Source organism: Sphingomonas sp. CFBP 8760, from assembly GCF_014841615.1.
GTDB lineage: Bacteria > Pseudomonadota > Alphaproteobacteria > Sphingomonadales > Sphingomonadaceae > Sphingomonas.
In genome coordinates this window covers 350,595-364,350 of record NZ_JACYUG010000001.1, presented here as the reverse complement: position 1 = coordinate 364,350, position 13,756 = coordinate 350,595, and the positions used below count along the sequence as shown (strand labels likewise).

Here is a 13,756-nt window from a genome sequence, read left to right as displayed (position 1 = left end):
GCCGCAGCCAGCCGCGCGGCGACGTCGTCACGTGACGACGTCGGGCCCGGTGCGTCCGGTATGGCGGATGATGCCGGCGATGGCGTCCGCCGCCGTGACGATCTCCTCCAGCATCGCATTGGTGTCGCCATCGATCGCGTCTGGTTCGAACCGTTCGAGATAGACGCGCAACGTGGCACCACTCGTCCCCGTGCCCGACAGGCGGAACACGACGCGACTGCCGCCTTCGAACAGCACGCGGACACCCTGATGGCGGCTGACCGAGCCATCGGTGGGATCCTGATAGGCGAAGTCGTCCGCCGTCTCCACGGTCAGGCTACCGAACCGCTCGCCCGGCAGCGTTGCCAGCCGTCCACGCAGTTCCGCCATCAGCGCATCGGCCCGCTCGCTCTCCACGCCTTCGTAATCGTGGCGGGCATAATAGTTGCGGCCATAGGTCGCCCAATGATCGCGCGCGATGGCATCCACCGATTTGCCCGTCGCGGCCAGAATGTTGAGCCAGAGCAGCACCGCCCACAGCCCGTCCTTCTCGCGGACATGGTCGGAACCGGTGCCCGCGCTTTCCTCGCCGCAGATCGTCGCCATGCCGGCGTCGAGCAGGTTGCCGAAGAACTTCCAGCCGGTCGGCGTCTCATAGGCGGGAATACCGAGTTTTGCGGCGACACGATCGGCGGCGGCGCTGGTCGGCATCGATCGCGCAATGCCCTTCAGTCCGTCTTTGTACCCCGGCGCGAGATGCGCGTTGGCGGCGAGCATCGCCAGACTGTCCGACGGCGTGACGAACCGGCCGCGCCCGATGATGAGGTTGCGGTCGCCGTCCCCGTCCGATGCCGCCCCGAAATCGGGTGCGTCCGCAGCCATCATCGTCTCGTACAATGCGTGCGCGTGGACCAGATTGGGGTCCGGGTGATGGCCGCCGAAATCGGGTAGGGGCGTGCCGTTCCGGACCGTGCCGGGCGCGAAACCCAGCCGGCGTTCGAGGATTTCGGTGGCGTAGGGGCCGGTGACCGCGCTCATCGCATCGAACGCCATCGTCAGCTTCGCGGCGCGAATCGCATCGAAATCGAACAACTTCTCCATCAGTGCGGCATAGTCCGCAACGGGATCGACGATCTCCACGATCATGTCGCCAACGCGGACTTCGCCGGGCGCGTCGAGGTCGATGTCGTCCGCCTCCACCGCACGCCAGCGGTCGATCGTCAGCGTGCGGGCGTGCAGCGCCTCCGTCACCTTTTCCGGCGCGGGGCCGCCATTGGCGATGTTGTACTTGATGCCGAAATCCTCGTCCGGCCCGCCGGGATTGTGGCTGGCCGACAAGACGAGGCCGCCCAGCGCGCCCCGGATGCGGATCAGGTTGCTGGCGGCGGGCGTCGACAGGATGCCGCCTTGCCCGACGATCGCCCGCGCGAAGCCGTTCGCGGCGGCGATCCGAATCGCGACTTGGATCACCTCGCGGTTCAGAAAGCGGCCGTCGCCACCGATCACCAGCGTCGCGCCGTCCTTGCCGTCGATGACGTCGAACACTGACTGGACGAAATTCTCCGCATAATTAGGCTGTTGGAATATGCGGACCTTCTTGCGAAGGCCGGAGGTGCCGGGCTTCTGGTCGGGATAGGGGGTCGTTGGATAGTCGCGGATCATGCCGGCTCCATCAGGTCGTGATAGAGCGAAGCATAGCGCCGTCCGCTCTCGCGCCAAGAGAAGTCGGCCGCCATGCCGTTGCGTTGCAGCCTCCGCCATGTCTCGGGGCGGGCGTGGAGATCGATCGCGCGGCGGATCGCATGGCGCAGTGCATCGGGCGTGACGCCGTCATGGACGATGCCGGTCGCGACCCCGGCGGCCAGTGCCGCCTCGTTCGCGTCGATCACGGTATCGGCCAGGCCACCGGTACGGGCGACGACGGGCACGCAACCATAGGCGAGGCCATAGAGCTGCGTCAGTCCGCACGGCTCGAACCGCGACGGGATCAGGATCGCGTCCGCCCCCCCCTGCAACAGGTGCGATAGTGCCTCGTCATAGCCGATCCGCACGCCGATCCGACCGGGGTGCCGCGCGGCGGCGGCGAGGAACGCCGTTTCGAGCGACTTGTCGCCTGAACCCAGCAAGGCAAGCCGCCCGCCGCTCGCGACCAGATCGTCGAGCAGGTCGACGAGGACATCCATTCCCTTCTGCCACGTCAGCCGGCTGATGACGGTGAAGATCGGGCCGTCCGCCGGCGTCAGTCCGAACGTCGTCTCGACCGCGGGGCGATTGGCGGCGCGATCGTCCAGCGTGGCGGCGGTATACCGCGCGGGCAGCGCGGTATCGGCAGCGGGGCTCCAGACGGCGGGATCGATGCCGTTGACGATGCCGCTGACGCTGGCGGTGCGCGTGGCGATCAACCCTTCCAGTCCCATGCCGAATGCCGGATCGCGGATTTCGCGGGCATAGGTGGGGGACACGGTGGTGATCGCATCGGCGGCCTGCAATCCCGCCTTCAGATAGCCGAGCGCGCCGTAATATTCGACGCCGTGGATGCTCGCCATCCACTCGGGCAGGCCGAGTGCCGGGAACAGGCTAAGGTCGAACCGCCCTTGGAAGGCGATGTTATGGACGGTCATCACCGTCTTTACCGGCAAATCCATGGCACGGACATAGGCAGGGGCAAGGCCCGCCTGCCAGTCGTGCGCATGGAGCAGCGGGAAACGATAACCCGGTACGACCCCGCCCGCGACTTCCGCTCCGACGCGGGCAAGGGCGGCGAAGCGACGCCAGTTGTCGTCCCAATCGCGGCCGTCCTTGTCGCCATAGGGACCGCCGTCACGGCCGAACAGGGCGGGCGCGTCGAGGATCAGCAGCGGGTGTTCGCCAAGGCTGGCCTCCACCAATCGTGCTTCGGCACCGATCAGGTCCGGCCATCGATATACCTCGCGGCCCCCTCGGATCATCGGTGCCAGTGCCGGATAACCCGGCAGCAGCGTGGTGAGCAGATAGCCATGCGCCGCCAGCGCCGCCGGCAGCGCGCCGACGACATCGGCCAGTCCGCCGGTCTTGACGAGGGGATAGGCCTCGGACGCGAGCGACAGGACCGGCGTCGCCGATCCCCCTCCCGATGAGAGAGGGGGGAATGCCGGCATTGTCACGCGTCCAGCCGGTCGATCATCGGCTGGGTAATCAGGCATACACCCTTGTCGGTCCGACGAAAGCGAGCGGCGTCCAGTACCGGATCGTCGCCGACGACGAGGCCGTTGGGGATCTTCACCCCCGCGTCGATCACCACCCGCCGCAATCGCGATCCCCGGCCGATATGGCAGTTGGGCAGCACCACCGCCTCGTCCAGCATCGAGAAGCTGTGCGCCCGGGTGCCGGTGGACAGCAGGCTGCGGTTGATCGAGGCACCCGATACGATGCAATTGCCCGACACGAGGCTGGCGACCGCCGATCCCCGCCGGCCGTCGATGTCATGGACGAACTTGGCCGGCGGCGTGATCTCCGAATAGGTCCAGAGCGGCCAGCTATTCTCATAGAGGTCGAGTTCGGGCACCACATCGGTCAGGTCGAGATTCGCCTCCCAATAGGCATCGATCGTCCCGACATCGCGCCAGTAGGAACCCGGTTCCTCCGAGGAACGGACGCAACTCGCGCTGAAACGATGCGCCTGCGCATGGGCGTGCTTGACGAGATGGGGGATGATGTCCTTGCCGAAATCGCGGCTCGACCCCGGCGTCGCGGCATCGCGGCGCAGTTCCTCGAACAGGAAGCGGGTCGCGAAGACATAGATGCCCAGGCTGGCGAGCGCGATGTCGGGGCTGCCGGGAATGGCGGGGGGATCGGCCGGTTTCTCGATGAAATCGACGATGCGGTCCTGCTCGTCGACATGCATCACGCCGAAGCCGGTTGCCTCCATCCGCGGCACTTCCATGCACGCGACGGTCACGTCGGCCCCACTGTTGCAGTGCTGCTGCAACATGATCTCGTAATCCATCTTGTAGATATGGTCGCCGGCCAGGATGACCATGAATTCCGGCGCATAGCTTTCGATGATGTCGATGTTCTGGAACACCGCGTCGGCGGTGCCCTCATACCACTGGAATTCCGACACGCGCTGGCTGGCGGGCAGGATGTCGAAGCTTTCGTTGCGTTCGGGGCGCAGGAAGTTCCAGCCGCGCTGGAGGTGGCGGATCAGGCTGTGCGCCTTGTACTGCGTCGCCACGCCGATCCGGCGGATGCCCGAATTGATCGCGTTGGACAGGGCGAAATCGATGATCCGGCTCTTGCCGCCGAAATAGACCGCGGGCTTGGCGCGCGTGTCGGTCATTTCGAACAACCGGCTGCCGCGCCCCCCGGCCAGCACATAGGCCATCGCATCGCGTGCAAGCGGCTGGCCCCGACGATGATCCACGGTCACTCTCCCGTTATGGCCGGTCATGGCCCATTATGATTGCCCGGTTCCGGTCCGGGATCGGCGTTGCGGCCGCGACTGTGCGGTAGCGCCGATGCCCGGACAAGACCGGCACGCGATTATCCTTCATATTCCAGCATGACGGTCGCCAGCGGCGGCAGCGTCACCCAGGCCGCACCGTCCTTCGCCTCGACGCCGCCCATGTTGCCGAGCCCCGACCCCCAATAGTCCGCGGCATCGGAATTCATGATCTCGCGCCAGCGGCCGTCATGGGGCAGGGGTATCCGATACGGCGCGCGCGCGATCGGCGTCATGTTGGCGATCACCGCCACCGGCTTTTCCCCCGGCGCCTTGCGCAGCCAGGCGAAGACCGAGTTGGCGGCATCGTCGCCGACCAGCCATTCGAACCCGTCCGGCTCGCAATCGCGGGCGTGCAGGGCGGGCGTGTCGCGGTACAGCCGGTTGAGATCGCGGACGAGGTTGCGGACCCCTTCATGCGCCGGGCTGGCGCGCAGATGCCAATCAAGCGCGCGTTCCTCGGACCATTCGCCGCGCTGGGCGAACTCCTGCCCCATGAACAGCAGCTTCTTGCCGGGATAGCCCCACATGAACGCATAATAGAGGCGGAGATTGGCGAATTGCTGCCAGTCGTCACCCGGCATCTTGGCAAGGATCGATCCCTTGCCATGCACGACTTCGTCATGGCTCAGCGGCAGGACGAAATTCTCGGAATAGGCATAGACGAGGCCGAAAGTGATCTCGCCATGATGGTGCTGCCGGTGGAGCGGATCGCGCGCCATGTACTGAAGCGTGTCGTGCATCCAGCCCATGTTCCACTTGAACCCGAAGCCCAGTCCGCCATCCCGCTCGCCGGGGGCGGGTGCCGGACTGGACACGCCGGGCCATGAGGTCGATTCCTCGGCAACGGTGAAGATGCCGGGATGCTCGCGGTACACCGCGCGGTTGGCGGCGCGCAGGAATTCCACCGCCTCCCAATTCTCGCGACCGCCCTCCGCATTGGGAATCCATTCGCCGGCGTTGCGGCTATAGTCCCGGTACAGCATCGACGCGACCGCATCGACGCGCAGACCGTCGAGGTGATAGCGTTCGGCCCAGAACAGCGCGTTGTTGACGAGATAGCTCGACACTTCGCGCCGCCCGAAATTGTAGATCGCGGTGTTCCAGTCGGGGTGATAGCCCTGCCGAGGATCGTCATGCTCGTAGAGCGCAGTGCCGTCGAACCGGATCAGGCCATGCGGGTCCATCGGGAAATGCGCGGGCACCCAGTCGAGCAGCACGCCGATACCGGCCTGGTGCGCGCCATCGACGAAGCGCGCGAACCCCTCGTGATCGCCGAACCGCGCCGACGGGGCGTAGAGCCCGGTCGTCTGATATCCCCATGACGGATCATAGGGATGCTCGGTGATCGGCATGAATTCGATATGGGTGAAGCCCATCTCGACGACATAGGGGATCAGCTTGTCGGCCAGCGCATCCCAGCTGAGGAACCAGCCATTCTCGTCCTTGTCCCACGACCCGGCATGGACTTCGTAGATCGACACCGGCACCCGGCGCGGATCGACCGAGGCCCAGTGCGCGCGGTGGCCGTCGTCCTGCCACACATGCCGCATCGGCCCGGTGGTGAGCGAGGCGGTACGGGGCCGCAGTTCGGCGGCAAAGGCGAACGGATCGGCCTTTTGCGGCTGCAACCGGCCATCCGACCCCAGAATCTCGAACTTGTAGGCATGACCCGCGCCGAGATCGGGCAGGAACAATTCCCAGATGCCGACCCCGCCACGGCGCCGCATGACATGGCGGCGGCCGTCCCAGGCGTTGAAATTGCCGACCACCGATACGCGGCGGGCGTTGGGCGCCCAGACCGCGAAATGGGTGCCGGTCGCGCCCTGATGCTCGATCAGATGGGCACCCATCTTGTCCCACAGGCGCAGATGGGTGCCTTCGCCGAACAGATATTCGTCGGTTTCGCCCAGCACCGGGCCGAAGCTGTACGGATCGGTGACGGACCATTCCGATCCGTGCCCGCGCGCCACATAGCGCACCGGCTGCGGATCACCCGGGATCGGTCCCTCGAACAACCCCTCGGCGTCGGGGCCGGCATCGTTCGCCATGGCGAGCGTGCCGAGCGAAGCGCCCGACAGGTCGAACGCCTCCACGGTTTCCGCGCCCGGTATCCAGGTGCGGGCGAAACTCCCTCCCGGTCCGGGAAACACACCCAGTAGCGAGAAGGGGTCGTCGTGACGCCCTTCCATCAGGGCGGAGATGGCGTCACTCGGTGGGTTCACATGATTCCCCAAATATCCCTGGCATATTCGCCGATCGTTCGATCAGACGAGAACCAACCGACGCGGGCGACGTTCCGGATCGTCGCCGCATTCCATTCGGGACGGCTCGACCAGCGGCGGTCCACCTCGCGCTGCGCGGCGGCATAGCTGTCGAAATCGGCGGCCAGCATGAACCAGTCGCCGTCATACAAACCGGCCATCAGCCCCTTGTACCGGTCGGGATCGTCGGGGGAAAAGACGCCGGACGCGATGTTGGCCAGGGCCTGCGCCAGTTCGGGCGATGCCTCGATCGCCTCGCGCGGGTTGTAGCCACCGGCACGCTTGGCCGCGACCTCGTCGGCGGTCATGCCGAAGATCACGATGTTCTCCGCGCCGACATGGTCGCGGATCTCGACGTTCGCGCCGTCCAGCGTGCCGATGGTCAGCGCGCCGTTCATCGCGAACTTCATGTTGCCGGTGCCCGATGCCTCCATGCCGGCGGTGCTGATCTGTTCGGACAGGTCGGCGGCCGGGATGATCTTCTCCGCAAGCGAAACATTGTAGTTGGGAACGAACGCCACCTTCAACAGCCCGCCGATCGCCGGATCGGCATTGATGCGGCGCGCGACGTCGTTGGCCAGTTTGATGATGAGCTTGGCGTTGTGATAGCTCGACGCCGCCTTGCCTGCGAACAGCTTCACGCGCGGCACCCAGTCGCGTTCTGGGTGGCTGCGGATCTGGTCGTATAGCGCCACCGTCTCGATCAGGTTGAGCAACTGGCGCTTGTATTCGTGGATGCGCTTGATCTGCACGTCGAACATCGCGTCGGGATCGAGACGGACCCCCATCGTGCCCTTCAGATATTGCGCCAGCGCTACCTTGTTCGCACGCTTCACCGCGGCGAACTTCTGCTGGAAGGCGCTGTCGTCGGCATGGGCGGCCAGCGCGTCGAGCTTGGTCGTGTCGTCGCAGAACGCGTCGCCGATCGTCTCGCGGATCAGACCGGTCAGGCCCGGATTGCACTGTTGCAGCCAGCGGCGCGGGGTGATGCCGTTGGTCTTGTTGTTGATCCGGTCGGGATACAGCTTGTGCAGATCGGCGAACACCGTCTGCTTCATCAACTGGGTGTGGAGCGCGGCGACGCCGTTGACCGAATGGCTGCCGGCAAAGGCCAGATTCGCCATCCGTACCCGCCGCTCGCCGCCCTCGTCGATCAGGCTGATCGCCTTGATCGCCGCGTCGTCGCTGCCCGCCGCCCGCGCCTCGCGCAGCAGGCGGGCGTTGATCGCATAGACCAGTTGCATGTGGCGCGGCAGCAGCCGCTCGAACAGCGGCAGCGGCCAGCTTTCCAGTGCTTCGGGCAGTAGCGTGTGGTTGGTGTAGCCGAACGTCTTCTTCGTGATCTCCCACGCCTCGTCGAAGCCGAGATCGTGGAAGTCGAGCAGCACCCGCATCAGTTCCGCCACCGACACCGCCGGATGCGTGTCGTTCAGCTGGATCGCCGCCTTGTCGGGCAGGGTGCGGATATCGCCGAAATACTGGACGTGGCGGCGCACGATGTCCTGGATCGACGCGGACGAAAAGAAATATTCCTGCCGCAGCCGCAGTTCCTGCCCCGCCGCGGTGGAGTCGTTGGGATAGAGGACGCGGGTCAGCGTCTCCGCGCGCAACTGGCCCGCCAGCGCGCCGGCGAAATCGCCCGCGTTGAACCGGTCGAGCTGCAACGGGTCGATCGCCCGGGCGGTCCACAGCCGCAGCGTGTTGACCCGCTTGCCGCGCCAGCCGACCATCGGCGTATCGACTGCGATCGCCTCCACCGCCTCGCCGACCTTCCAGTGGATATGGCCGCTTTCGCTGCCGACCACCTCACCGCCGAAACCGACGAAATAGGCGCTCTCCCGCCGCTCGAACTCCCACGGATTGCCGTGCTGGAGCCAGTTTTCGGGCAGTTCGACCTGGAACCCGTCGTCGATCCGCTGCCGGAACATGCCGTTCACATAGCGGATGCCATAGCCATAGGCGGGCAGGTCGAGGCTCGCCATGCTCTCCATGAAGCACGCCGCCAGCCGGCCGAGGCCGCCATTGCCCAGCGCCGCATCCGCCTCGATCTCCTCGATCTCGGCAAGGTCGACGCCGAGCGAGGCCAGCGCGCGGCCGATCTCGCCGGTCTGTCCCAGATTGGCCAGCGCATCGCGCAGCAGCCGGCCGATCAGGAATTCGAGACTAAGATAATAGACGCGCTTGGCGCCCATCGTATGCGCCTCGCGGGTGGAGGCCATCCACTTCTCGATGATGTCGTTACGCACCGTCAGGATGGTCGCGGTCAGCCAGTCATGTGGTCGCGCGGCGCGCCGGTCCTTACCGATGCGATGGACGAGCGTTTCGAGGATGGCGTCGGCCAGCGGATCGGCGTCGGCGACGGGCACGGCAGGAACGGAAGAGGCCAAAAGGGGTATCCCGAATAATTGGTCCGGATCGGTGTGTACCGCGGCGGCGCCGAAGTCACGCCCCATTCGTATGCACCGCCGTCACAACATTCCGTAAAGCAGCGTGCCGTTCAACCCGATGATGATGCCTGCGATTCCCCAAGCCAGTAGCCGCAGCCAGATCGGGCTGGCGAATTCGCCCATGATGTCGCGCCGGCCGGTGAACGCGACCAGCGGCACCACCGCGAACGGCAGTTGCAGGCTGAGGATCACCTGGCTCAACACCAGCAGCTGCGTTGCGCCGGCATCGCCGCTGGCGCCCACCACCAGTACCGCCGGCACGATCGCCAGCGCCCGCGTGACCAGCCGCCGCGCCCAGACGGGCAGGCGAATGTTGAGGAACCCCTCCATCACGATCTGCCCGGCGAGCGTCCCCGTCACGGTGGAGTTCTGGCCCGAGGCGAGCAGCGCCACCGCGAACACCACGCTCGCCGCCCCCAGCCCCAGCGAAGGGGCGAGCAGGCGGTATGCCTCGTCGATCTCCGCCACGTCGGTGCGGCCGGCGGTGTGGAAGGTGGCGGCCGCCAGGATCAGGATCGCGGCGTTGATGAAGAAGGCGAGGCCGAGCGCGATGGTGCCGTCGATCGTCGCCATCTTCGCCGCCTCGCGCTTGCCGGCGCTGTCCTGTGCGAAGGCGCGGGTCTGGACGATCGAGGAATGGAGATACAGGTTGTGCGGCATCACCGTCGCGCCGAGAATGCCGATCGCGATATAGAGCATCGCGGGATTGGTCAGGATCTCCGGCGTCGGCACCAGTCCGCCTGCCACCGCCGCCATGTCCGGCCGGGCGAGGATCAGTTCGAAGACGAAGCAGCCCGCGATGATGACGAGCAGGGCGATGATGAACGCTTCCAGCTTGCGGAAGCCATAGCGTTGCAGCGCGAGGATCAGGAACACGTCGACCGCGGTGACGATCACGCCCCAGACCAGCGGCAGGCCGAACAGCAGTTTCAGCGCGATCGCGGTGCCCAGCACCTCCGCCAGGTCGCAGGCGATGATCGCGATCTCGCACAGCAGCCACAGCATGACCGTGACGGGTTTCGAATAGTGCGCACGGCATGCCTGCGCCAGATCGAGCCCGGCGGCGACGCCCAGTCGTGCCGACAATGCCTGCAACACCATCGCCATCAGGTTCGACAGCAGCACGACGGACAACAGGGTGTAGCCGAAGGCCGAACCGCCGGCGATGTCCGTCGCCCAGTTGCCGGGATCCATGTAACCGACCGCGACGAGATAGCCGGGGCCGGCAAAGGCCAGGAAACGCCGGAAGATTCCCCCGGCGGGGGGCAACGCGATGCTCCGGTGGCTGTCACCGAGCGAGCGGGAGGTGGTCGGGATCATCGACGGGGGTCCTGCCGGATGCGGGCGGGGCGGGCAACCCCGTGTGAAGCCTTGTGGGACAAGCGTTTTTTCCGTCCCATTGCCTTTCGCCGCGGGCCACGACAAAAACAATCGATGCGAACCAACCTTCTGTCGCTCGTCGCGGCGATCGCCCTCGTCCCCGCCGCCGCCGATGCGGCCACGCCGATCGCCGGCCGCTGGCTGACCGAGGAGAAGACGGCGGTGGTGACGATCGCCCCGTGCGGCTCATCGACCTGCGGCCGGATCACCCGCCTGCTCAAGGGGCCACCGTCCGGCCCGCCGGTCGACGCCAATAATCCCGACCCCAAACTGCGCGACCGGCCGATCGAAGGGCTGGTGATCCTGACCGGTTTCACCGACGTCGGCAGCGACTGGCGCGGCCGGATTTACGATCCGAAATCGGGCAAGACCTACAAGTCCATCCTGAAGCGTGACGAAGACGGCTCGCTGAAGGTGCAGGGCTGCATCGCCTTTTTCTGCCGCACGCAGCGGTGGACGCCGGTGCGCTGACCGTATCGGTTGCGATGCGCGACACCGCCGTCTAGGCGGGCAGCGCGATGGCATCGACATCTTACACGGCTTCGTCGGACCGTCGTCGGGCGACCGCCATGGTGCTCACCGTCCTGGCGCATCTGCTGTTGTTGTGGCTGCTGCTGCGGATCGCCCCCCGCCTGACCCAGCCGGCACAGGACGGTACGCTGACCACCTTCGACGTCAGCGCCAATCCGGCGGCGAGCGTCGCCGGATCGCGGGCGACCACCGCCAGCCGCACCGCACGCAGCGGCGGCGCGCCGCCCCGGGCGCCACGAGCGGCAACGCCGCCCGCCGCATCGCTGCCGCCGCTACCGCCGCTGCGCAGCCCCAGCGAGGCGCCGCCCATCACGATCCCCGGCCTGTTGCCGGGCGGCGAGGCGCTGTTCGCCGGCAGCGGCCGTGCCATGAGCACGCGTAGTGCCGATGCCGGCAGCGGCGCGGGTAAAGGGCGCGGATCGGCGACCGGCAGCGACAGCGGTAACGTCGCGGGGCCGGGCGAGGGGCCGGGCGGGCAGCGGCTCTACCGGGCCGAATGGTATCGCCGACCGCCACGTGGCGCGCTGGCCGCCTATCTGCCGCGCGGCGCGCCGGCCGGTGGGTGGGGGGTGATCGCGTGCCGGACGATCGAGGATTATCAGGTCGAAAACTGTCGGGTGCTGAGTGAATCGCCGATGGGGTCGGGCATCGGCAGCGCGATGCGGCAGGCGGCGTGGCAGTTCCGCGTGCTGCCGCCGCGGGTCGGCGGGCGGGCAATGATCGGCGCCTGGGTCAGCATCCGGTTCGACTTCACCGAGAAGCCGGACGACTGATCAACTCGACAGCTTCATGAGCACCAGTCCGCCGACGATCAGCAGCGCCGCCACGATTCGCATCGGCGTCGCCGCCTCCCCGAAGACGACGATCCCGATCGCGAACGCCCCGACCGCGCCGATGCCGGTCCAGATCGTATAGGCCGTCCCCAGCGGCAGCGACCGCATCGACCATGACAGCAGTGCGAAACTTACGATCATTCCGCAGATCGTCACCACGCTGGGCCACAGCCGCGAGAAGGCGTGCGACTGCTTCATCGCCGTCGCCCACACGATCTCGAAGCAACCCGCAAGTATCAGCGATATCCATGCCACGTGACAGCCTCCCTTCAGGCTGCCGGGCCGTCCCGGTCTTGAATTGCCCGAAACGGGGCGGGAACGTGGTCGCCGCAGGACAGGTATAGGATGGTGTCGCTTGGATTTCAATCACATGCCGGTCATCACGTAAAACCAATTCAAGGCGGGTAAACAACGGTTAATATATTGCTGACAGATCTGGTAAATGTTATATCAACTATATAACAACTATTATTGTCATATTCTGGGATAAATTAACCGAAGTACGCAATTTCAAAGCATCGTTTCGCCGGATAGAAGGCTGCAACACACAAGTTCGTGTTTGCGGTATTACGGAGAAAACAGATGAAGTCGTTCGCTTATGCAGTAGCAGCCGTCGTCGCACTGTCTGCCGTTCCGGCGGCGGCAGCGCCTATTCTGGTCAACAGCAATGCGGATGGCTTTGTCGTTAAAAACGACGCCGCCGGTAATTTCACACTGAGCGGTGGTGACAATCAGACGATCTTGGCCGGCTCCACGATCTATGCCGATATCGCCACCTTCACCCAGACCATCTTCGGTACGTTCGGGTACAGCACGGTCGATGGAGCCAGATATGACACGGCCGGCTACATCGTGAAGGGCAACCGCGTGCAGTTGACGAACGATGGTGGGCCGAATTCCCAGAATGGAGGTTTCTCGTTCCTCGTCAATGCCGGTGACGAATACGGATTCTATGTCGACACGACCGACAATGTCTATGGCCGCGGCAATATCGCGGTGATGAGCAACGCCTTCGCCGCCGCCGTGCCGGAACCGGCCACCTGGGCGATGATGTTGCTCGGGTTCGGCATGATCGGTGCCGCCGTGCGTTATCGCCGCCGCGCGAACATCGTGTTCGCCTGAGGATCGCGCGCCGTTCCCGGCAGGGGGTACCGGACGCCGGCGGGCGTCCGGTACCCCCGGTTACAGGGGTCAGGACGGCCGGGTCACACCGGGGCGGTATCCGGCCCCGCGCCATAATGGTGCCACGTGAAGATCGCCAATGCGCCGCGGTGCGGGCGCCATGCCTCGGCCAGCGAGCGGACCAGTTTCTCGGAGGGGCGGGTATCGTGCCCGAAGATGCGCCCCACCTCGATCTGGACGGCGAGATCGCCTGCCGGCCAGATGTCGGGGCGGCCCTCCGCGAACAGCAGATAGACTTCCGCCGACCAGCGGCCGATGCCCTTGACCCGCACCAGTTGGGCGATCGCCTCCTCGTCATCCTCCGCCAGTGCATCAAGGGGTAAGCGACCGCTCGTCACCTCGTCGGCGAGGCTTTTGGCATAGCCGGCCTTCTGGCGTGACAGGCCAGCGGCGCGCAACGTCTCGTCGCTGGCGGCGGCGACGCGGACGGGATCGCTGGCATCGCCCAGCATCGCGTCCAGCTTGCGCCACACGGCATTGGCGGACTGCACGCTGACCTGCTGGCCCAGAATCGTGCGGAGCAGCGTGGCATAGCCGCGTTCGCGCAGGCGCGGTGCGGGATAGCCGATGCGGGCAATGGCGTCGGCGATCGCCGGCTCGATCAGCGCGAGCGCGTCGAGACCTGCCTTCAGCTGTTCCGCACTCAGCCCCATGATGGTT

11 protein-coding genes are annotated in these 13,756 nt (G+C 66.0%); 3 read left to right on the top strand and 8 right to left on the bottom strand.

Features of this window, described 5'->3' with window-relative positions; translation table 11 throughout:
• Nucleotides 1–27 precede the first annotated feature (27 nt).
• From IFT82_RS01725 to IFT82_RS01700, 6 genes are all read right to left on the bottom strand, one after another.
• The gene (locus IFT82_RS01725) at nt 28–1,641 is read right to left on the bottom strand and encodes an alpha-D-glucose phosphate-specific phosphoglucomutase (protein ID WP_192123787.1); all 1,614 of its coding nucleotides are present in this window, start codon (nt 1,639–1,641) and stop codon (nt 28–30) included.
• Nucleotides 1,638–3,116, bottom strand: coding sequence for a glycogen synthase GlgA (gene glgA, locus IFT82_RS01720; protein WP_192123785.1), 1,479 nt, complete (start codon nt 3,114–3,116; stop codon nt 1,638–1,640). Before glgA ends, IFT82_RS01725 begins: the two co-directional genes overlap by 4 nt.
• 2 nt (nt 3,117–3,118) lie before the next feature.
• Nucleotides 3,119–4,381 (bottom strand): glucose-1-phosphate adenylyltransferase, encoded by a 1,263-nt coding sequence (gene glgC / locus IFT82_RS01715; protein WP_342355013.1) that lies wholly within the window; start codon nt 4,379–4,381, stop codon nt 3,119–3,121.
• 119 nt (nt 4,382–4,500) lie between these two features.
• On the bottom strand, nt 4,501–6,684 hold the full coding sequence (gene glgB / locus IFT82_RS01710) for a 1,4-alpha-glucan branching protein GlgB (RefSeq protein WP_192123781.1): 2,184 nt from the start codon (nt 6,682–6,684) through the stop codon (nt 4,501–4,503).
• On the bottom strand, nt 6,681–9,089 hold the full coding sequence (locus IFT82_RS01705; RefSeq protein ID WP_342355012.1) for a glycogen/starch/alpha-glucan phosphorylase: 2,409 nt from the start codon (nt 9,087–9,089) through the stop codon (nt 6,681–6,683). Before IFT82_RS01705 ends, glgB begins: the two co-directional genes overlap by 4 nt.
• Nucleotides 9,090–9,191: 102 nt before the next feature.
• Complete coding sequence (locus IFT82_RS01700) at nt 9,192–10,490, bottom strand: Nramp family divalent metal transporter (protein WP_192123778.1); 1,299 nt, start codon at nt 10,488–10,490, stop codon at nt 9,192–9,194.
• 114 nt (nt 10,491–10,604) lie between these two features.
• Between IFT82_RS01700 and IFT82_RS01695 the strand changes: the two genes are divergently transcribed.
• Nucleotides 10,605–11,021, top strand: coding sequence for a DUF2147 domain-containing protein (locus IFT82_RS01695; RefSeq protein WP_192123776.1), 417 nt, complete (start codon nt 10,605–10,607; stop codon nt 11,019–11,021).
• A 98-nt stretch (nt 11,022–11,119) separates the two neighbouring features.
• Nucleotides 11,120–11,854 (top strand): hypothetical protein, encoded by a 735-nt coding sequence (locus IFT82_RS01690; RefSeq protein ID WP_192123774.1) that lies wholly within the window; start codon nt 11,120–11,122, stop codon nt 11,852–11,854.
• Here IFT82_RS01690 and IFT82_RS01685 read toward each other — a convergent pair whose 3' ends face one another.
• On the bottom strand, nt 11,855–12,169 hold the full coding sequence (locus tag IFT82_RS01685; RefSeq protein ID WP_192123772.1) for an SMR family transporter: 315 nt from the start codon (nt 12,167–12,169) through the stop codon (nt 11,855–11,857).
• A 327-nt stretch (nt 12,170–12,496) separates the two neighbouring features.
• Here IFT82_RS01685 and IFT82_RS20690 point away from each other — a divergent pair, with 327 nt between their 5' ends.
• Nucleotides 12,497–13,036 carry a PEPxxWA-CTERM sorting domain-containing protein gene (locus IFT82_RS20690; protein ID WP_192123770.1) on the top strand — a complete coding sequence of 180 codons (540 nt, stop codon included), beginning with the start codon at nt 12,497–12,499 and terminating at the stop codon, nt 13,034–13,036.
• An 83-nt stretch (nt 13,037–13,119) separates the two neighbouring features.
• Here IFT82_RS20690 and IFT82_RS01675 read toward each other — a convergent pair whose 3' ends face one another.
• Nucleotides 13,120–13,749: a DNA-3-methyladenine glycosylase family protein gene (locus IFT82_RS01675; RefSeq protein ID WP_192123768.1), complete on the bottom strand. Its 630-nt coding sequence runs from the start codon at nt 13,747–13,749 to the stop codon at nt 13,120–13,122.
• Nucleotides 13,750–13,756 lie beyond the last annotated feature (7 nt).